At 35.2% G+C, this 17,701-nt stretch carries 32 protein-coding genes and 2 pseudogenes; 30 read left to right on the top strand and 4 right to left on the bottom strand.

The annotated features are described in order from the left end of the window. The 4 genes and pseudogenes from C6Y06_RS18030 to C6Y06_RS18020 all read left to right on the top strand — a co-directional run. A pseudogene (locus C6Y06_RS18030) lies at positions 1–215 on the top strand (class 1b ribonucleoside-diphosphate reductase subunit beta); the annotation flags it as partial. Continuing rightward, positions 205–957, top strand: coding sequence for a hypothetical protein (locus C6Y06_RS18025; RefSeq protein WP_106037352.1), 753 nt, complete (start codon positions 205–207; stop codon positions 955–957). The pseudogene C6Y06_RS18030 and the gene C6Y06_RS18025, both read left to right, overlap by 11 nt. A 41-nt stretch (positions 958–998) precedes the next feature. Then, entirely contained in the window at positions 999–1,151 is a 153-nt protein-coding gene (locus tag C6Y06_RS20130) for a hypothetical protein (RefSeq protein ID WP_189288389.1), read from the top strand. Between the two features lie 36 nt (positions 1,152–1,187). Further along, entirely contained in the window at positions 1,188–1,616 is a 429-nt protein-coding gene (locus C6Y06_RS18020) for a dUTP diphosphatase (RefSeq protein ID WP_106037351.1), read from the top strand. 75 nt (positions 1,617–1,691) lie between these two features. Here the strand turns inward: C6Y06_RS18020 and C6Y06_RS18015 are convergent, their stop codons facing one another. Then, complete coding sequence (locus C6Y06_RS18015) at positions 1,692–2,138, bottom strand: hypothetical protein (RefSeq protein WP_106037350.1); 447 nt, start codon at positions 2,136–2,138, stop codon at positions 1,692–1,694. A 136-nt stretch (positions 2,139–2,274) separates the two neighbouring features. On the opposite strand from C6Y06_RS18015, the gene C6Y06_RS18010 reads away from it, so the two are divergent. Together C6Y06_RS18010 and C6Y06_RS18000 are read left to right on the top strand one after the other, a co-directional pair. Beyond that, a complete protein-coding gene (locus C6Y06_RS18010; RefSeq protein WP_142395344.1) occupies positions 2,275–2,454 on the top strand; it encodes a hypothetical protein in 180 nt (59 codons plus the stop codon). 198 nt (positions 2,455–2,652) lie between these two features. Next, complete coding sequence (locus C6Y06_RS18000) at positions 2,653–2,904, top strand: hypothetical protein (protein ID WP_106037347.1); 252 nt, start codon at positions 2,653–2,655, stop codon at positions 2,902–2,904. Positions 2,905–2,911: 7 nt separating this feature from the next. Here C6Y06_RS18000 and C6Y06_RS17995 read toward each other — a convergent pair whose 3' ends face one another. Next, positions 2,912–3,598: a DUF1643 domain-containing protein gene (locus C6Y06_RS17995; protein WP_106037346.1), complete on the bottom strand. Its 687-nt coding sequence runs from the start codon at positions 3,596–3,598 to the stop codon at positions 2,912–2,914. On the opposite strand from C6Y06_RS17995, the gene C6Y06_RS17990 reads away from it, so the two are divergent. From C6Y06_RS17990 to C6Y06_RS17955, 9 genes are all read left to right on the top strand, one after another. After that, positions 3,556–4,365, top strand: a complete 810-nt coding sequence (locus tag C6Y06_RS17990) for a thymidylate synthase (protein ID WP_106037345.1) — start codon at positions 3,556–3,558, stop codon at positions 4,363–4,365. The genes C6Y06_RS17995 and C6Y06_RS17990 overlap by 43 nt on opposite strands. Next, positions 4,362–4,877 (top strand): dihydrofolate reductase, encoded by a 516-nt coding sequence (locus C6Y06_RS17985; RefSeq protein ID WP_106037344.1) that lies wholly within the window; start codon positions 4,362–4,364, stop codon positions 4,875–4,877. Before C6Y06_RS17990 ends, C6Y06_RS17985 begins: the two co-directional genes overlap by 4 nt. An 88-nt stretch (positions 4,878–4,965) precedes the next feature. Beyond that, positions 4,966–5,334: a YopX family protein gene (locus C6Y06_RS17980; RefSeq protein ID WP_142395343.1), complete on the top strand. Its 369-nt coding sequence runs from the start codon at positions 4,966–4,968 to the stop codon at positions 5,332–5,334. Positions 5,335–5,403: 69 nt separating this feature from the next. Next, positions 5,404–5,706 carry a hypothetical protein gene (locus tag C6Y06_RS17975; protein ID WP_106037342.1) on the top strand — a complete coding sequence of 101 codons (303 nt, stop codon included), beginning with the start codon at positions 5,404–5,406 and terminating at the stop codon, positions 5,704–5,706. A gap of 131 nt (positions 5,707–5,837) precedes the next feature. Next, positions 5,838–6,164, top strand: coding sequence for a hypothetical protein (locus C6Y06_RS17970; RefSeq protein WP_106037341.1), 327 nt, complete (start codon positions 5,838–5,840; stop codon positions 6,162–6,164). Positions 6,165–6,226: 62 nt separating this feature from the next. Then, the gene (locus C6Y06_RS17965) at positions 6,227–6,769 is read left to right on the top strand and encodes a hypothetical protein (RefSeq protein ID WP_106037340.1); all 543 of its coding nucleotides are present in this window, start codon (positions 6,227–6,229) and stop codon (positions 6,767–6,769) included. 235 nt (positions 6,770–7,004) lie between these two features. Continuing rightward, positions 7,005–7,160 carry a hypothetical protein gene (locus C6Y06_RS20125; RefSeq protein WP_189288387.1) on the top strand — a complete coding sequence of 52 codons (156 nt, stop codon included), beginning with the start codon at positions 7,005–7,007 and terminating at the stop codon, positions 7,158–7,160. Next, positions 7,157–7,924, top strand: a complete 768-nt coding sequence (locus C6Y06_RS17960; protein WP_106037339.1) for a nucleotidyltransferase domain-containing protein — start codon at positions 7,157–7,159, stop codon at positions 7,922–7,924. Before C6Y06_RS20125 ends, C6Y06_RS17960 begins: the two co-directional genes overlap by 4 nt. Further along, positions 7,924–8,136 carry a hypothetical protein gene (locus C6Y06_RS17955; protein WP_106037338.1) on the top strand — a complete coding sequence of 71 codons (213 nt, stop codon included), beginning with the start codon at positions 7,924–7,926 and terminating at the stop codon, positions 8,134–8,136. Before C6Y06_RS17960 ends, C6Y06_RS17955 begins: the two co-directional genes overlap by 1 nt. Positions 8,137–8,150: 14 nt before the next feature. On the opposite strand, the gene C6Y06_RS17950 is transcribed toward C6Y06_RS17955, so the two are convergent. Beyond that, on the bottom strand, positions 8,151–8,843 hold the full coding sequence (locus C6Y06_RS17950) for a hypothetical protein (RefSeq protein ID WP_106037337.1): 693 nt from the start codon (positions 8,841–8,843) through the stop codon (positions 8,151–8,153). A gap of 309 nt (positions 8,844–9,152) precedes the next feature. On the opposite strand from C6Y06_RS17950, the gene C6Y06_RS17945 reads away from it, so the two are divergent. The 9 genes from C6Y06_RS17945 (at position 9,153) to C6Y06_RS17915 (ending at position 12,008) form a co-directional block, all read left to right on the top strand. Then, positions 9,153–9,671, top strand: coding sequence for a hypothetical protein (locus C6Y06_RS17945; RefSeq protein ID WP_106037336.1), 519 nt, complete (start codon positions 9,153–9,155; stop codon positions 9,669–9,671). Then, positions 9,672–9,884 (top strand): hypothetical protein, encoded by a 213-nt coding sequence (locus C6Y06_RS17940; protein WP_106037335.1) that lies wholly within the window; start codon positions 9,672–9,674, stop codon positions 9,882–9,884. It begins immediately after the preceding gene. Position 9,885: 1 nt separating this feature from the next. Then, positions 9,886–10,266 (top strand): hypothetical protein, encoded by a 381-nt coding sequence (locus tag C6Y06_RS17935; RefSeq protein ID WP_106037334.1) that lies wholly within the window; start codon positions 9,886–9,888, stop codon positions 10,264–10,266. Positions 10,267–10,270: 4 nt separating this feature from the next. Further along, positions 10,271–10,441 carry a hypothetical protein gene (locus tag C6Y06_RS20120; RefSeq protein WP_189288385.1) on the top strand — a complete coding sequence of 57 codons (171 nt, stop codon included), beginning with the start codon at positions 10,271–10,273 and terminating at the stop codon, positions 10,439–10,441. Then, positions 10,438–10,626, top strand: a complete 189-nt coding sequence (locus tag C6Y06_RS17930; protein ID WP_106037333.1) for a hypothetical protein — start codon at positions 10,438–10,440, stop codon at positions 10,624–10,626. The genes C6Y06_RS20120 and C6Y06_RS17930 overlap by 4 nt, the downstream gene beginning before the upstream one ends. Positions 10,627–10,707: 81 nt before the next feature. Then, the gene (locus C6Y06_RS20115; protein ID WP_169510695.1) at positions 10,708–10,878 is read left to right on the top strand and encodes a hypothetical protein; all 171 of its coding nucleotides are present in this window, start codon (positions 10,708–10,710) and stop codon (positions 10,876–10,878) included. Then, positions 10,872–11,432 carry a thymidine kinase gene (locus tag C6Y06_RS17925; protein ID WP_317615048.1) on the top strand — a complete coding sequence of 187 codons (561 nt, stop codon included), beginning with the start codon at positions 10,872–10,874 and terminating at the stop codon, positions 11,430–11,432. Before C6Y06_RS20115 ends, C6Y06_RS17925 begins: the two co-directional genes overlap by 7 nt. A 14-nt stretch (positions 11,433–11,446) precedes the next feature. Continuing rightward, the gene (locus C6Y06_RS17920; protein ID WP_106037331.1) at positions 11,447–11,632 is read left to right on the top strand and encodes a hypothetical protein; all 186 of its coding nucleotides are present in this window, start codon (positions 11,447–11,449) and stop codon (positions 11,630–11,632) included. Then, positions 11,625–12,008 (top strand): hypothetical protein, encoded by a 384-nt coding sequence (locus C6Y06_RS17915; protein ID WP_106037330.1) that lies wholly within the window; start codon positions 11,625–11,627, stop codon positions 12,006–12,008. Before C6Y06_RS17920 ends, C6Y06_RS17915 begins: the two co-directional genes overlap by 8 nt. Before the next feature lie 27 nt (positions 12,009–12,035). Here the strand turns inward: C6Y06_RS17915 and C6Y06_RS17910 are convergent, their stop codons facing one another. Then, positions 12,036–12,305: a hypothetical protein gene (locus tag C6Y06_RS17910; RefSeq protein ID WP_106037329.1), complete on the bottom strand. Its 270-nt coding sequence runs from the start codon at positions 12,303–12,305 to the stop codon at positions 12,036–12,038. Positions 12,306–12,381: 76 nt separating this feature from the next. Here C6Y06_RS17910 and C6Y06_RS17905 point away from each other — a divergent pair, with 76 nt between their 5' ends. The 6 genes and pseudogenes from C6Y06_RS17905 to fbpC all read left to right on the top strand — a co-directional run bounded on the left by C6Y06_RS17905 (position 12,382) and on the right by fbpC (position 17,670). Then, a complete protein-coding gene (locus C6Y06_RS17905; RefSeq protein WP_223251477.1) occupies positions 12,382–12,912 on the top strand; it encodes a Holliday junction resolvase RecU in 531 nt (176 codons plus the stop codon). A 91-nt stretch (positions 12,913–13,003) separates the two neighbouring features. After that, on the top strand, positions 13,004–14,491 hold the full coding sequence (locus C6Y06_RS17900) for a recombinase family protein (protein WP_106037327.1): 1,488 nt from the start codon (positions 13,004–13,006) through the stop codon (positions 14,489–14,491). Positions 14,492–14,520: 29 nt separating this feature from the next. Then, positions 14,521–15,456: pseudogene (locus tag C6Y06_RS17895) on the top strand (nucleobase:cation symporter-2 family protein); the annotation flags it as partial. A gap of 435 nt (positions 15,457–15,891) precedes the next feature. Continuing rightward, positions 15,892–16,992 (top strand): type III polyketide synthase, encoded by a 1,101-nt coding sequence (locus tag C6Y06_RS17885; RefSeq protein WP_106037326.1) that lies wholly within the window; start codon positions 15,892–15,894, stop codon positions 16,990–16,992. Next, positions 16,989–17,498: an isoprenylcysteine carboxyl methyltransferase family protein gene (locus tag C6Y06_RS17880; RefSeq protein WP_034661005.1), complete on the top strand. Its 510-nt coding sequence runs from the start codon at positions 16,989–16,991 to the stop codon at positions 17,496–17,498. The genes C6Y06_RS17885 and C6Y06_RS17880 overlap by 4 nt, the downstream gene beginning before the upstream one ends. Before the next feature lie 64 nt (positions 17,499–17,562). Next, entirely contained in the window at positions 17,563–17,670 is a 108-nt protein-coding gene (fbpC, locus tag C6Y06_RS17875) for a Fur-regulated basic protein FbpC (RefSeq protein WP_306172627.1), read from the top strand. Positions 17,671–17,701: the final 31 nt, after the last annotated feature.

Below are 17,701 nucleotides of genomic sequence, written 5' to 3'. Positions count from 1 at the left end.
ATGATGTGAAAAAGTTCATTCGTTACAATGCCAATAAAGCGTTAATGAACCTTGGATTTGCCCCTTACTTTGAAGAAGAAGAGATCAATCCAATTGTATTGAACGGACTCAATACAAAAACAAAGTCACAAGACTTCTTCTCAATGAAGGGTGTTAGTTATAAGAAAGCAACAGTAGAAGCACTTAAAGATGAGGATTTTATTTTTGGGAATTGAATCTGAAATTGTTGGTAAAGAATTTGCAAATAATCAGGGGCAAATTTATAAAGTATTGGCAGTATCAGGTGCTAAAAAGAATGGAGCAAAAACTTTTAGAATTAGGTTTTTAAACACTGGTTATGAAAGAGATGTAGAAAAAGTTGAAATTAAACGGGGAAAAATAAAGGACAAGTTTGAGAGGTCAGTTTTTGGGGTTGGCTACCTAGGTGACATTAAAATGGTAAATCATAAAAGGATTTATTCTGTATGGAGCGGGATGCTAGAACGTTGTTATGATTTGAATTGTAAAAATTACATAGGGTACGGCGGAGCAGGAGTAAGAGTAGATGATAGGTGGCATTGTTTCAAAACTTTTTTAGACGATTTCAAGAATATTGAGGGGTACGATGCTAAGCTTTTTGAAGAGAATCTTTTGTACTTAGATAAAGATATAAAACAAAAAGATACTCCAAAGAACAAAATGGTTTACTCATTAGAAACATGTACTTTAGTAACAAGAGAGGTAAACATGCTTCACAGGGATTTATCAGACACTAAAGTACACTTTATCGCAATTTCCCCCGATGGAGAACATTTATTCTTCAAGGGATTAAGACCATTCTCTGAAAAGTATAAATTACATAGACCAATAATTAAGAAATGTTTAAAAGGGCAGCGAACAGATTATGATGGATGGAAATTTGAATTAATAAAAGAATCAAATTGGGGTCAAAGGAAAAGCTGCATTCAAACTGTATAAAATGGTAATTTTATCGCAATAAGAGAGGGGGTTCTAATGTTGTGGGTGAAGCTATTATCTTTTTCCTGGGATGGTTTCTAGGTTTGATTAGTGGTATTGCTGTCTCTTTGAAAACAGCGATGGAAAAGAAATATCAAGAGGAGAACGAACGAAAGAAATATGAAGAGCTAAAGGTGAAGTTCGATAGGAAATAATAAATAACAAACATCGTAAAGGAGAAATGTTACATAATGCAAATTAAAATCAAATATCTAGATGAGACACAAACAAGAATCAGCAAAATTGAGAAAGGTGATTGGATTGATCTACGTGCAGCAGAAGATGTTGTAATAAGTAAAGAAGAATTTAAACTTATTCCGTTAGGTGTTGCTATGGAGCTGCCAGAAGGTTATGAAGCGCATGTTGTTCCTAGATCAAGCACATATAAACACTTCGGGATCATTCAAACAAACTCAATGGGGGTTATTGATGAATCATATAAGGGAGACAATGATTTCTGGTTCTTTCCAGCCTATGCATTACGGGATACCGAGATTAAAAAGGGACAGCGCATCTGTCAATTTAGAATTATGAAGAAGATGTCAGAAGTTGAATTAATTGAAGTGGATCGTCTAGGTAACAATGATCGTGGAGGACATGGGTCAACGGGTACTAAGTAAATTGAAACTTGGCTGCGTGCATGGTGTGATTTCTGAAAATTTTATACTGTGGAGTATCACAGCCAAGTGATTTAATTAGTTTGGTACTACAAGTGAATTAATATCCACAAAGCCAGGGTGAAGTTCGTCCTTTGTGTAGCCTGTGTAATCTTTCTTTTGGGGATCATAGGCTTGTATACGCAATGGCTCGCCATACCTGTTGTTACCAGATCCACCAAGCATTTTGGCTTCAGTATAAAAAATAATTTTTGAAGGCTCATTCTTCGAGAACAGTGAAACAAACTTCTGAGTGAATTCCTTTAACCCTTTACCTTCACTGGTGATAATTTTATCAATCTCGGCAACAATATCTTGAACCGAATTCACTGCACTTGTGTGATTGTACGATCTATCATCGTAAATATGAAGTGTTTTCTTTTCTTTTTCATAGAGATAGTTAAAGTGACTCTTATTTTCAAAACCTGCTTCGTAGATAAGGCCTTCAATAGTGTTCTTATTTGGATTAGCTTTAATTACTTTCAACTGTTCAACCACCTTTTTATGAATTTTAATAATAATTAGATTATACCAAATGAACCAAATTAAAGGTAATGATAACCATCAGCATCGCAATAATTCAAATAAAAGAAGACTTTCATAAGGAAAGGACATGCTTTATATGATAAACAGAATTTTAAAAATTGAATCGTTGGAAGCTGTAGGAACATGGACTCTGGCCACACGTGGAGAAAAACAAAGTAAGAAAAACTTTAAAAAAGATATAAAAAAGCGAAGACGTGTGATCGAAAAAAGAATGGCAGAATCGGTGATAAATGAATTTAAAAAGGAAGAGTTTTAATGGCAAGCAAACTAGAGGAACTAGTGAAATTAGAGAACAGGACAATATGTATTTGTATAACAGTATCAGTATTTTTTGTACTACTTCCCTGTTTAAAGGTTGTTCACTATGCTTTGACAATCCCTTCTGCAATAATTTTGATGAGTTTTGCAGCAGAATTAAGTCTTAGGAAGTATTTAAGGAAAAGAGTGAGGGAGCATGATAAAAGTTGATGCGATATATAATTCATTAGAGAAAATCGAGAAACAGAACCAAGTATACGAGCTCATAGATGATCCTGAGATGAAAATGAAAATATTAGATAACATGATTAAAGAGTTTGATTTGATTGGAGATGCAGCGTTAGAAGGTATAAAACAAGCTACTGCTTTATTAAAGAAAGTTGGAAGTGAAGACGTTGGAAATAGAATTGAGATGCTTAATACAAAGAAAAAAGCTGAGACAGTTTAGCTCAGCTTTATAAATCCAACGGTTCAAAAGGATCATCCATGTCGATTGGTTTGCCTTGAGGATGAACTGGAAAGTCATCTATTTGTTTGAATTTATTAACTTCTATACGGTGTTTTTTAATTAATTTTTCAATATCCTCAAGATTTTTTTCGTCCGTTGTATTGGATCCCCAACCGCAAATAAACACATCTTCAGATTTTGTGTTTAAGTACTTTTCGATAACAGTATAGTTTTTCAAAACAGCATCATCATAATCTTTTTTGTCGTTTTCCATAAGTTCTTTTAAATAAGTTATTAGTTGATTAGAATCAGTTAAATAAAATGGAAGCACATTAAAGATAAAAATTTTGGATGCATCTTGTTTGTAAGCTGCGGCTATTATTTTATTTATGGTGAGGTCTGATTCATGCTCATCAGCTTTACTAGGATTTTTAAGAATATAGGTTATTACCTTATTAGTATCTTTATCAGTTTTTATGACTAATGATGTTCTAACATTAATCGTTTTTCCTTGCTGACTTACAAATGAGTGGCAATCACAGTTTTTTTCAATTACATACTCAGGATAAGAAATGGATTTGTTAGTTCTTTTAGCTATAGAAAGCACCGCCTTTATTATTGTCAGTCTATTATAACCTAAGGAGAGATAATTTGGAAAAAGAATATTTGGAATTATTACAAAAAATTTATACATATGGTCATGACTCAGGAGACAGAACGGAAACGGGCATGAGAAGCCTTTTCGGAGAAACAATGGAGTTTAATTTGTCTGAAGGGTTTCCATTGGTTACAACTAAGAAAATGTTTACTAGAGGAGTCTTTGGTGAGTTGCTATGGTTTTTAAGTGGCTCAACATCTAATACAGAACTAGAAGAAAAGTATGGAATTAAGTTCTGGAAAGAATGGGCGAATGAAGCTGGACAGCTGCCAAACATTTACGGCAAACAATGGACTAGATGGGAAGACGGCCGAGGGAACATTTTTAATCAGATTAAGTATGTGATTGACCAAATTAAAAACAATCCAACAAGCAGACGCATCTTATTTACAGGATGGAACGCCCCAGAGATGCAATGGGAAGATACTGCATTACCATGTTGTCACAGTACTGTTGTTCAGTTTTACGTGGAAGGTGAATACTTGCATATGTATCACTATCAACGTTCAGGAGACATGTTTCTAGGTGTTCCAGTTAACATCGCATCATATGCAACACTACTGACTATTATTGCTCAACAATGTGGTTTAAAGCCAGGTATCATGAAACACACAATTGGCGTAGCTCATATTTATCACAATCATATGGATCAAGTTAAAGAACAACTAGTCAGATCTCCATATCAGGCACCAAAGCTTAATGTTAAACGGAAGCCTGAATCCATCTTTGAGTATACTCTAGAAGACTTTGAAGTTATTAATTATGAACACCATCCATTAATCAAAGGGGAAGTGGCAGTTTGATTAGTTTAATAGCAGCGTGCGACATGAACATGGGTATTGGATTAAACGACAAACTCTTGTTTTCTGTTAAAGAGGACATGCAAAGGTTTAAAGAATTAACTCAAGGTAAGCTATGCATACAAGGTCGAAAAACATATGAATCGATTATTAAGCTTAACGACAAGCCTCTGTCTAACAGAACAAATGTTGTTTTAACAAAGGATAAGACATATAAAGCCTTACCAGGCACATTTGTTTATCATTCGATTGTTGAGGTATTGAAATTAATCAACGGACAAGCTAATCATGGAGATGAAGTTATGGTTATAGGAGGCAGTGAGATATACAAACAGTTCCTTAACCATGCAGACAATGTTTATTTGACAATGTTTCATGATATGTCTAAAGCAGACTCATATTTCCCAAGTCTTGATGACAATTGGTTAAGGAATAGTAGTGAACATCATTACAGAGACAAAGGGAGATCTATAGGGTACAGTTTCATCCATTACAAAAATACAAATAACATATAATTTATATTGACTAAAAAACAAATTACATATATTATAAAGATAAGCCAAATCGGTTTATCTTTTTTATTTAAAGGGAGGCATTGATGGAATGAGAGAAATTAAATTCAGAGGTTGGTATGGTAGCAAGATAGGAATGATGACACCGACATTTAACGGTGATATCAATAAGATTTTCGCTGAAGAAGATGGAATTTATACGCAGTTCACAGGGTTGAAAGATCGTAACGGCGTTGATATTTATGGTGGGGATATTGCTCTTGATCCAGTTAAGAATATCAAAGGAGTCATTTGTTACGATTCTCACCAAGCTAGATATAAGTTCGTTCCTTTAGATTTGTATCACGCTAACGCAGGGAACGGTGGATGGACAGGGTTGGAACTAAACGTTAACAGAAGACTTCCAGAAGTCGTAGGCAACATCTATGAAAACCCTGAGTTACTAATAGAGGAACAATGAATATGAGCAGAGCAAAACTAAACTACATAAAATCTGAATTTTAATGAGAATTCAAAGGAGAGATACATAATGACTTTTAAAAGAACATGTGATGTAGAAAGACAAGATCAATACACTATTGAATTTGATGAAAATGTCTTAAATGAAGAATGGATGCAGAATTTCAGAGAAACATTCTATGACTTCACTACATTAACAGAACATGCTGAACATATAGCAAGGACTAGAGCAATATTAGGCTCTACTTTTATTGATGGCTATGGTATACCCTTGGAAAATGGCCAAGCTCCAAGATGGGCGAATAAAGAAGATATAAATGAGGCAATTAATATTATCGATGGGAATGCAAGTCTAAATGTAAATTCTTATTAAATTAACGAAAAGGAGATTGGATTAAATGAACAAGAGATTTTGGCTTAAAAAAGCAATTCAAGCGATCTTATCCCAAAATAAAAGCAACATAGAGAAAGTAGAAGAAATCGTAGAGTTGTTTGGTGAATCCAATGTATCAAAGACTAAATGAGTTAGAAAAAAGCAAATACAAGCTTAAATCGGACATCTTAGAGAAAAAAAGAGACCTGCTACATATTAAAACAAATCAAAATCCATTAGCACTAGAGCGACTGTTTGAACTAAGTGAAGTATTGCAGCTGACAGAAGAATCAGAATGGGTCAGCTCATCTATGGCCTTGAAAGCAGCAAGGATCAACAAAGAGTTTCTAAAGCTATTCGATTTCAAAGGTGATGGCAAAGCTTACATAAACAAAGAAGAGTTTAGTAGACTTCATGAAGATTTTATTAGAATAAAATTCGAGCAGAACAACATTTAGCTGTTAATTTAATACCAATCAACTCTATACTGTTTATGTAGCAAATTATGGAGGCTGATACTATGAATGGAAGAGAACAAGCTGAAGAGAAGATTATTGATTTTTTGAATTCTGATGAAAGGGTTGCGATTGTCACAGGAACTCATATGCATCAAAAGATAGACCTAGTTATGAATGTGTTATGCGAGCACTTGTTTTCTGAGAATATTCTTTTCAGAACCTACACACTAGAAAACGCATCAAGATTCTTAAAGTCATCAACAAAACTTAAAACAGGTGTAGCGTATCGTGGAGGTCTTAATAACATTTATGTAGACACCTTAAAAGAAAGAACATGGGGCAAGCATGGTGATCCAATCCATACTGCGGTTATATATCCACTTAAACCTATGAGTTCTGAAAAACTAAGAACAGAAGCTTTATCTAACTTGCTTGATCGAGTGAAAGTTAAAAAACTCATATTGGTAAGTAATCAAGATGCATTGGATCTCACATGGGCTACATCAATTAACACTAAGATTGTTTATGACTCTCTAGAGGATGATCCAGAATATCATCAAAGGGTAATAGATGACATTGCAAGTAAAGGATTTAAAAGACTGTAGGGGCTACTGCCCCTCAGTTTAAATTAGGAGGTTAGAATTGTGATAATGTTTGTATTGCGTGAAGACAGCAGTCCATTTTTCAATTTCACTATAGACCAAAGTGTATTTAAGGTAGGCGATATAATTGAACACGAAAGTCTACATGGTAAGCATAAAGTTCTGTTCACTGATGCTGCAACAGTAACTGTTAAACCATTGGTTTAAAACGTTGATTTTATCGAAAGGGGTAGAATAAATGATTAAAGTTTTGAAATCAAAGATTAAAAGAGAAGAAGAACTCCCAAAAGAATACGTAAAAGGATTTTATTCAGGAGTATTCTACACGAACTTAATCGTATTGCCTGTGCTTGTATTATCACTATTTCATATGTGGGGAGTCATTAACAGATGAGTCAATTAAAAATCAATTCAAATATCAACTGGTTAGAAGAAAGAACGATTATTTTAGCTCCAACTGGCAGCTATGCTTATGGAACAAATACAGAGGAGTCTGATAAAGATTTTAAAGGCATCTGTATCCCACCAAAGGAGTATTACTTAGGACTCGAATCCTTCAATGAATACAACAATAGCGGAGGAAAGAATTTTAAAAACACTAAAAATGATGTGGACATTAACATTATTCATATCAACAAATTTGTTAAGGATGCAATGGCGGGTGTGCCTAATAACATTGAGCTGTTATTTGTTAGAAATGAAGATTACCTCAAAGTAACATCTCTTGGCCAGAAATTAATCGATAACAGACATTTGTTTTTAACTAAGAACATTCAAAAGAAGTTTGGTGGTTTTGCACATTCTCAAATGCAGAAACTAAAAAACACCAACTCAAACGGTGCAACAAGAAAAGACCTAGTAGATGCTCATGGGTACGATACAAAATTTTTCATGCACAGTATCAGACTTCTTACAAGTGCTATTGAAATTCTTAAGACTGGAGGCTTTAGCACGTTCCGACCAAACCGAGAGCTTCTTATTGATTGCAGGTCGGGAAAGTTTAGTTTTGAAGAAGCACTTCAGATGATCGATGCCTATGACCAAAAGTTGAAAGCTGCTGTTCATTTGTCAAGCATTCCTGAGAGACCAGATTATGATACGGTAAATAGGTTGCTAATTGAATTAAATGAAGAAGCTTTAGAAAAAGGAGTTTACTAATGAAAGAACTACATGTTGAAGGGACATTTTTTAAAGAAGACGCTTCTCAGTTTACCTACGATGATTTCATTGAGTTGATTGAATCAAATGGCATTGAGTTTGGAGGAAGTACCTGCATCCAAGATGATGAAGGTAGCTTTTTAAGCGATTCTGGTGTTGTCATTACAGATCAAGTTAATATGCAGCGAATGAGAGAAATCGAAAAAGGATAAGTGAGTTTAATCACCTATCCGTTATGAGAATTTCTAGACAATGCAGTTGTCATATAGATTGCTTTTTCGTCCTGACCCATTTCTAATAATCTGGCTATCATTTCTATCTCAAGATGAGCGTAATAGAAAGCATTATCAAGAGAAGTAAAGAAGAAATACTTGCTTAACTCTAAAGGCATATTAACTGCTTTTATAGATTTAATATTATTTAATTTCTTCTGAGCCATAATTCTTTTATTGCCGTCAACGCAAAGTAAAGGGACGGGTACTCCAGGGTTGTACACTATGATTGGTGGTCGATTGTCTTTGATCTTATCGGATACAAATGTAGTGGTGCTGTCTACATATATATCTTTCAAATCGACATCTTCAGGAACTAACGAATTTTGTTTTACTATTTCATTGAGAATATCGACATCATAATGATATCTGTAGGTGCCAACGCTCGTCTTGAAATCAAAACTAAAAAACTCAACATCTTTATTCCTTAATTGGGACATCTCATAAATAGGAGTAGTATTAGATTTATGTCTAGCATAATCTTCAATATCTTTATCACGTTCGATAAATATGTCACACCAATACTTAACCCAAGATTTATAAAAAGACAGTCTTCCTACATTAGACTTTATTGGCGGACTTTCAAGATAGGCTTGGAAATCAAATTTGTAGTATGTTGTTTTTAAGTTATTAAAATATGCAGGCATTGTTAATTCCTTTCAAGTTTTTCTAAATTATATCACAAATTCAAAATAAAGGAGAGATGGACGTACGATTGTTTACACCGTATTCGCACTGTCTCACATTCTTAAAAGAGAAATGAATAATCAGTTTAAAAGATTGGGATTCAATAATTTAAAGGAAAAAAGATGGTTCTTAATCAAGGTTCTCGGTTATTCGCCGTACTTTAGTGAAATGACAATCAATGAATTGAAAACGGTTATAAGTGAATTGAAAAAGCATAATGCAATTTCAGATATTAAATAACAAATAACATATATAAAGGAGATTGTAAAATGGATAAATATTATTACAAAGTAGAGAAAACTTCTAACTTACACAGAGATCTAGAATATGGATTTTTCATCAAAGGACAATTTATGCAAGATAGGAACGAGGAAATTTCAAGTTTAGTTGGGATCGAAGACTTAGCGAGTAAAGCAGCATATGATTTTCATGGAGGTCTTTTAATAAATGAAGCATATGCTGATGAGATTGATGATAAGCATTTCATCAGAAAGGAACAAGAATTAGATGGACGTATTTTCAAACAGTTTAAGAAAAGTTCAAGCTACTTTAAGAAGTGGGATGAATTTATGAAAGAAAATAACCTGACTCATGCTATTAGAATGCAAAGTTTAAATTTTTTAGTGTTTGTATACGGCCTAACTGGTGCTATTGAGTTCATTACTCACAACGATACATTCTATTTAGAAGCGAAAACAGAACAGGAAAACAAATCTTTGATTCCTATTACTGAAAGAGAATTGCTTGAAATGAAATTAGAAATGTCAAAGAGAAAGGAAGCGAGTTAATTGGATTTAAAACACTTTAAAAAACTTACATCAAATTTATCTGCATTTACGGCTGAAGAAATTGATGATCTTTGTTGGATGACGAGTGAAAAACTTAACGGCTACCAACGTGAATTGGAAAATGACACAGGTAACTTATCCGATTGGGATCACTTAAGAGCATTTTATACATTAAAAAGTATTATCGATGAAGTTAAATCAGAGGAGTGTTAATTTGACAGATCAAGAAAGAGCTATGAAAGATATGTTTGCTTTTATAGAAAAAAATGAAGAAGATCAAATGTTTAATAACGTTAAATCTTACATCAATAAAATCAAGCGACAGCGTGACGCATTAAAAGCTGAATTAAAAAAGTATGAGTCCGATGAGAAGATCACAGAACTTAAGAATGAAATTGATGATTTAAAAGCTAATAGCCTATTTATTTTTAGTGAGGATGAGAAGAACGAAATAATTCAATTTAAGAATGATCACGCCAAATGTGAAGCAAATATTTACTATTATTTTGAAGGAACACAGTTAGGGGTAGCCGTTGGATTACAATGTAGCAAATGTGGTCTGAATAAGGACATTACAGATTATTCTAGGTGGTGATTTAATGATCGTTACAGCATGGGTTTTGTTAATTGCATTTGGACTTGTTGTGCTAGGTGAATGGGAATTAGAAGGTGATGTGAAGTTTACTGTTTGGATTGGAGTAGCTAAGTTTATTTCAATGATTATTGTTGCCATTGCAGACGGAGTAATTTGGGGAGGATTGTTCCAATGATACTCATTGCGATAATTTATTATATATTAACCACTCTAATTAAGTTTTGCTTAGTTAGATGGGCAAGAAAAAATGGATGGGGGCATGATAAAACAAGCTGGGCAGTCATTTTTGTGCCTTTAATCGGTCTTGGATATTTAGTTATTATGTGTGGCATTGTTATACAACTTAAGAATTCTAAATAAAATCGGTCTTTTAACCAGAAATAAGTATTCATATTTACTACATAAATCAAGCACTTTTTACATTGAAAGGAGAAATTACATATGACTATTAGAATTCCGTTTGAACAGGATGCATTAAAACAAGCGTACCTATCTCAAGTTGGCGGTAGAATTTCTTTTCAAAAGGGCAAAACTCCAGTATTTTCGTTTAATAGTGAAGAAGATTATAAGAGATATAGACAACTCATTCTTGGAGGAGGTGATGAATCATAACAGTAGGATCATTAACAATTGATGTAGGAAGTATGTTTGCTGAGAAATCAACAGCGTTGCAGCGTCACGGGAAACGATTCATGTTAGCTGGAAAGAAAGTGGTGTTTCTCAAACCGTCCATAGATAACAGATACTCAGAAGACTTCATTGTGACACATGATGGTAAGAAAGTTGAGGCGTTAAACATACAAATAACAGATAAAAACAAGGTTGGTATACCCCTAGATTTGTTTGAAGCTGATGTTGTTTGCATTGATGAAGTTCAATTTTTCCCAGATCAAATGATCACTCACATTGAGAAACTAATCGAACAAGGGAAGAAAGTGTTTGTTGCAGGATTAGACATGGACAGATATGGTAAGCCATTTGGAATTGTACCGTACTTAATGGCCAAAGCAGATCATGTGACTAAACATCATGCAGTTTGTGCTTTTTGTGGCGATGACGCTTGGGTTTCACTTGAAGTTTCTAATGATTCAAATACTCAAGTTAAAGTTGGGAACGATTATAAGCCAGCATGTAGACAATGCGCTTATGAAAGGGGAGTTAAATAATAGAAGAAAATAGTTTGGTTGAGCTGCACAGCAAAATGAAAAAACAAATGGAATCAATTGAAGAAGCGATACATAACAATGATTTTTCAAAAGTAAACCGTCTAGGCATCAGTCTAAGTAACAATAACGAAGAATTAATGCAAGAAGCAAGAGACTTGTCCAACAATGAAAAAGGGAGATATGTAAATACATATGCTTAACTTACATAACTTAAAAGGCGCTTATCAATTAAAAAATCAAGGAGGTGATTTTGCTTATTTTTATAATGAGAAATCAAACAACTTAATTGTTATCAACAACATTGATGATGAAGAAATTAGAGATGTTACAGACAATACATCACAGGATGCTTACATGTACTTAACAAATAAACTCAACATCGAAACAAATTTAACTGCCATTTGGTACAAAACTGAATTTGATTCAAGTGACTATATTCTTGCTGAGGATGTAAACGGTAAAGAGTTGCTCCACTTAGACTTAATTGAGTTGGAGAACGCTGTTTTAGAAGATTACAAGTTTGATAAGAAGTATGTGAAGCTAATCAATGGAGAAGCAATCGAATTAAAATTTTAAACCCCTGTCTAATGACAAGGGTAATCATCAAGAAGATTTGAAGTTTTTTATTAAAGTATTCACTTCTTCGACTAAATCTGGGTATTGGTTGTTATCAACGAACTCGTATTCAACTTCATTAGTTTTAGCGTTTGCTTTGAATACGAGTTCAGTATTTTTAGTTTCTGACTCCTTGTAAACAACATAATGTTTTTCAAATAAATGATTCTCGGACATGTCTACATGAAATCTAACTGTAAATCCTTTTGACTTTAAATAGTCAGTTAACTCGTTGTGCTGGTTGATGAGCTCAGTCAATTGGAACACTCTCCTAGATATTGATAATCATAGAATACCCCATTTAATAATTAAACACAAAGAAAGGATTGGTTCATTGAGCACAAACTTAGGAAAAGTTTTTGAAGCAAATATACAACAATCTGCGAAGGATCAAGGTTTATTCTTTTACCGAATTAAAGATGTAAATCCAATGGCATTAAAACGGAATTTTGGAGTATCCAAAAATAAATATGATTGTATTCTTTTCGCTAAGGGGCATTTGTTTCCACTAGAATTAAAGTCTACAAAAAGTAAGTCCGTATCCTTTTCAGAGAGTATGATCAAGTCACAGCAAATAAAACATCTTAAAGAAGCTGCAGAATGTGAAGGAGTTATACCTGGTTTCCTGTTTAACTTTAGAGAGCCTGAAAACCGAGTTTTCTTTGTACATATTAAAGACTTTCTTACATATAAGAATATCGCTGAAAAGCAATTAGAGCACACATACATAAGCAAGGTGAACAAGTCCAGCATACCTATTAGCATCTGTAAAGAGATTGGAACAGAGGTAAGTTGGATGAAGAAGAAAGTTAATTATACATACTACATAAATAAGATGTGCGAGAATTTAATTTCAAGGAGGTGATGCATATTATTGACAGGGATCAGGATAAGTCTCTGTCTTTATTTTTGTTATAATATTTACAACTAATAATAAAAATGTGTGGTGATTAAATATGAACATTGATGAAAATTCAAAAGTGGCAGTCTATTCAAGAAAATCAAGAGAAGACCCAGACACAGAAGATACTTTACTGAAACATAGGGATCAACTAAAAGCACTCTTAAATAGATACAGTTTTACAGATGTAGAGTGGTTCGAAGAAGTTGTCTCTTCTGATTCTATTGATAATAGACCTATTTTTTCTAGATTGTTGCCTAGAATCAGATCAGGTGAATTTGATGTTGTATGTGTAATTGCGAACGATAGACTTTCCAGGGGATCACAGATAGATTCAGGACGTATCATGGAAGCCTTTAAAGAAAGCAACACTCTACTCATAACTCCTCAAAAAATATATAATATGTCCAATGAGAGTGATGAAATGCTCTCAGAGTTCGAATTGGTTATTGCTAGAAATGAATATAGAGCTATTAAGAGAAGGCTGTTAAATGGTCGAAAAGGTGCTGTCAAAGAGGGAAGACCGCATTCTGGATCTGTTCCATACGGGTTTAAATGGGACAAGAATGACAAGAAAGCAAAGGTTGATGAAGAAAAAATAAAAATTTATCGTATGATGATTGATTGGTTTCTTAATGAAGAAATGTCTTCCATGGCAATTGCAGATAGACTGAATCAATTGGAAATCCCACCTCCTTCTAGTAGAGGGAAAATGTGGTATGGAGAAGTGGTAACCTATCTTTTGATAAATGATTTTCATAGAGGATTTGTCTGGTATGGAAAAGATGAACAGAACAAAGGTATTCATCAGCCAACCAAAACAGAGGAAGAGCATATAAAAATTGTAGAACGACTATCAAAACTAAGGACATATCCAGAGGCTGGAAGACGTTTGAACATGAACACTAACAGACTTTCAGGAATAGTTAGATGTCCTTATTGTTTGAAAGTTCAAAGTATAGATCAGCCAAAAGGAAGACAAAAACACGTAAGAAAGTGTCTCAGAAGATCGACAGCTCGTGAACCAATGTGTGATACAACAAAAGGGATAAATGAAGACATTTTATACCGAGCGATACTACAAGAAATGAAACAGTATAGCTCTGAATTATTCAAAAGGAATGAGAATACTAAAACTGACGAACAAGCTACTTTTTCGGGGCAGTTAATTGAATTAAAAGAAAAAGCGATTAAAAAACTGAGAGGAAGAATTGATCGGTTAAAAGAACTCTACTTAGACGGTGATTTAGACAAAAATGAGTACAAAGAAAAATTAGAAAAAGCACAAGAAAATTTAATAAAATCTGAAAAAGAGCTCAGTGAATTATATTCATCAGTTGAATATCAAAAAGAAAAGGCATTAGAAAAAAGAACTTACCTATGGCAAAAAGAAGATGTTCAGGCATTGCTAGAATCAGATCAGGGAATGTCAGAGTCAGAGATCAATATAATTCTCAAAAAACTTATTAGCCATGTGTCATATAAAGTTAAAGATGAAGATGGAAAACAGCCTGAGTTGAGTGTAAAAGTTTATTATAATTAAAGTGTATTCATTGTTGTACTCAAGCTATATCTGTCGTCACCATTATTGGCATTACCCTTATTCCGGTAGCGATGAACAATATGGCAGGTGGAGAAGGAAGTGCAGATTATGGTTCTTTTGAAAATCTAGGCCTCGCTTTCCTTGTGCTGTTTATCATTGTGCTGCTCTATCGATTCACAAAAGGTTTTATGAAGGCGATCGCTATTTTAATCGGTATTCTCCTTGGGACAGCAGTCGCTGCATTTATGGGGAAAGTGGAAACAGCTGAGGTGGCGAACGCTCAAGTTTTCCGCATGATTGAACCATTTTATTTCGGCATGCCTACCTTTGAATTTGCACCCATCATGACCATGACGTTAGTAGCCATTGTGTCATTAGTCGAATCAACAGGTGTTTATTTCGCATTAGGTGATTTAACAAACCGGTCATTAAAAGAGAAGGATTTAGCGAAAGGCTATCGCGCAGAGGGGATTGCTGTTTTATTAGGCGGTATCTTCAATGCCTTTCCTTACACAGCCTACTCGCAAAACGTGGGGTTGATCCAGTTGACAGGAGTCAAGAAAAATCAAGTCATCGTTGTGACAGGAGCATTGCTCATGTTATTTGGACTTTTTCCTAAAATTGCTGCATTTACGACGATTATTCCAAAGTCAGTTCTTGGCGGCGCAATGGTCGCCATGTTTGGGATGGTCATTGCCTACGGTATTAAAATGCTCTCGCGCGTGGATTTTGCCAAACAGGAAAACCTACTAATTGTTGCTTGCTCAGTTGGGATCGGCTTAGGTGTCACCGTCGTGCCGCAAATGTTTGAGCATTTGCCAGAATCAATGAAATTATTAACAAGTAACGGAATTGTGGCCGGTAGCTTTACCGCTATTTTGCTTCATATTATTTATCACATGATTCCATTTAAAAAAGAAACAGGGCAGGATCTGATAGAAGAACCTAAGCAATCTGTTATGTAAACACCTCTCATTAAGAGGTGTTTCAGCGTGTAGACAAACCCTCGCATTCGGTTTCAGTCCTGTGCGCCGATGCTCACGAATGTTAAATTCGCTCCGCTTCGGTGCTCGTCCTTCCTAGACTTCAAAGGTTTTCTATCACGCTGAAAAGAAGACAAAGGGCTAAAATAAAGATCATTTTAGCCTTTTGTCAACAATCTGAAACACCTCTCATTAAGAGGTGTTTTTTTGCATAAAAAAAGCAGGTTCGCTTGGCTTGGAACGAACCTGTGAAGGAGGAAAACTACATCATGTTTTCAACTATATTATCCAATATTTATCAATTGTCGTCAAGACAAAAAGTTAGACGGAGGAAAATGTTTTGACTGAATTGTGACGATTTGGCATGTATATCCTTTTTTCGATAGGGGATATTAACCGAAAAAAGAGGTGAAGCCGATGGCGTACATTCTTTCAATTGGAACGAGTCTCCCCAAGCATCACGTGGATCAGAAAACAGCTGCTGAATTTGCTAGGTCTCAATTTAAACGATCGTTTAAAGATATTGATCGGCTGCTGAGAGCTTTTCAAAATGGAGAAATTCAGAGCAGGCAGTTTGTGCAGCCCATTGAATGGTATCAGAAGCACCACTCTTTTGAAGAGAAAAACAATATCTATTTGGAGAAGGCACTGGCTCATGCAAAAGAAGCGATCTTACATTGTCTTCAAGAGCAGGCGTTTCTGAAAAAGCCGATTCCGGTTGAAGAGATCGATGCACTGTTTTTTATTTCAAGTACCGGCTTATCGACCCCAAGTCTTGATGCAAAGCTGATGAACGTACTTCCTTTTTCTCCTTATACGAAACGAATACCGATCTGGGGGCTAGGGTGCGGGGGTGGTGCGGCAGGGCTGTCTCGGGCTTATGAATACATAAGGGCATATCCAGAAGCAAAGGTGCTCTTCGTTGCCTGTGAGCTGTGCAGTTTAACCTTTCAGCCGCAAGATCAATCAAAAAGCAATTTAATCGGCACCTCCTTATTTGGAGACGGGACGGCTGCGGCTCTTTTAGCTGGAGAAACGGCTGCACTAGAATATGCCCATTTAAAAACAGTCCCTAAAGTACTAAGTACACAATCCGTCACGATGAAGGATTCTGAGGATGTGATGGGCTGGGAATTTACAAGTGACGGCTTTCGGGTTATTTTCTCCCGTGACATTCCGTCTATGATTTCAGGCTGGTTAAAAGAGCAGGTGGATCAATTTTTAGAGGAGCTTGGATGTTCAACTAAAGACTTATCCGTTTTTCTTGCCCATCCTGGAGGAAAAAAAGTGATTGATGCCTATGTTGAAAGTCTATCTTTACGAGAGGATCAGCTATTTTCTTCAAAAGAAGTACTCAAACAACACGGAAATATGTCCTCTGCCACAGTTTTGTATGTCATCAAGCATTTCCTTGAACATCAATCAATTGAAGCGGGGGATATTGGCCTTTGCGGGGCGCTTGGTCCAGGCTTTTCCTCAGAACTGCTGCTTATGAAATGGGAGGATGTCTTGTCATGATCATTTGGCTTGTTATCGGTTTCTTCGTTTGTCAGCGGCTCATTGAAATGATTGTGGCCAAAAGAAATGAAAGAAAAGTAAAAGCGATAGGTGCCATTGAATTTGGTGCTAGTCATTATCCCTATATGGTCGCTATGCATACGGCCTTTTTTCTCTCACTCATAGTTGAGATAGGGCTTTTACATAAGGGGCCGTCCCGGTATTTTCTTGTGCTGCTCCTTTTCCTGATGGCTACACAGGTCATTCGATACTGGGCATTATGCTCCCTTGGGACGTACTGGAATACAAAGATTTTAGTCGTGCCAAACGCAATGATTGTAAAAAAAGGGCCGTATCGTTGGTTGAAACACCCTAACTATGTAGTCGTGGCGATTGAACTTTTGCTGATCCCGCTATTGTTTGAGGCGTATGTCACTGCCATTTTGTTTACGTGTTTAAATGCATGGATGATGGCTGTAAGAATTCAAACAGAGGAGAAAGCGTTAAATCAGTATTTGCTAAATTAATATTGAAAATCATTATCAATTGTGCTACACTTTCATTAATGATAAACATTCTCAATCATGAAGGATGGACGGTGATCACATGACAATGATTTTCTTACTCGGTACGGTGTGTGTATACAGCCTATTAATTGGCTTCGTATTAAAAGGTGTCTCCAAAAAATCTGCTTCCTGATCTCAGTCAATTGCGACTGATCGGGCAGCAG

Source organism: Bacillus sp. MZGC1, from assembly GCF_002998605.1.
GTDB lineage: Bacteria > Bacillota > Bacilli > Bacillales > Bacillaceae > Bacillus.
Note: the sequence above shows the minus strand (reverse complement) of the source record. Positions and strands in the feature narration are given on the sequence as shown.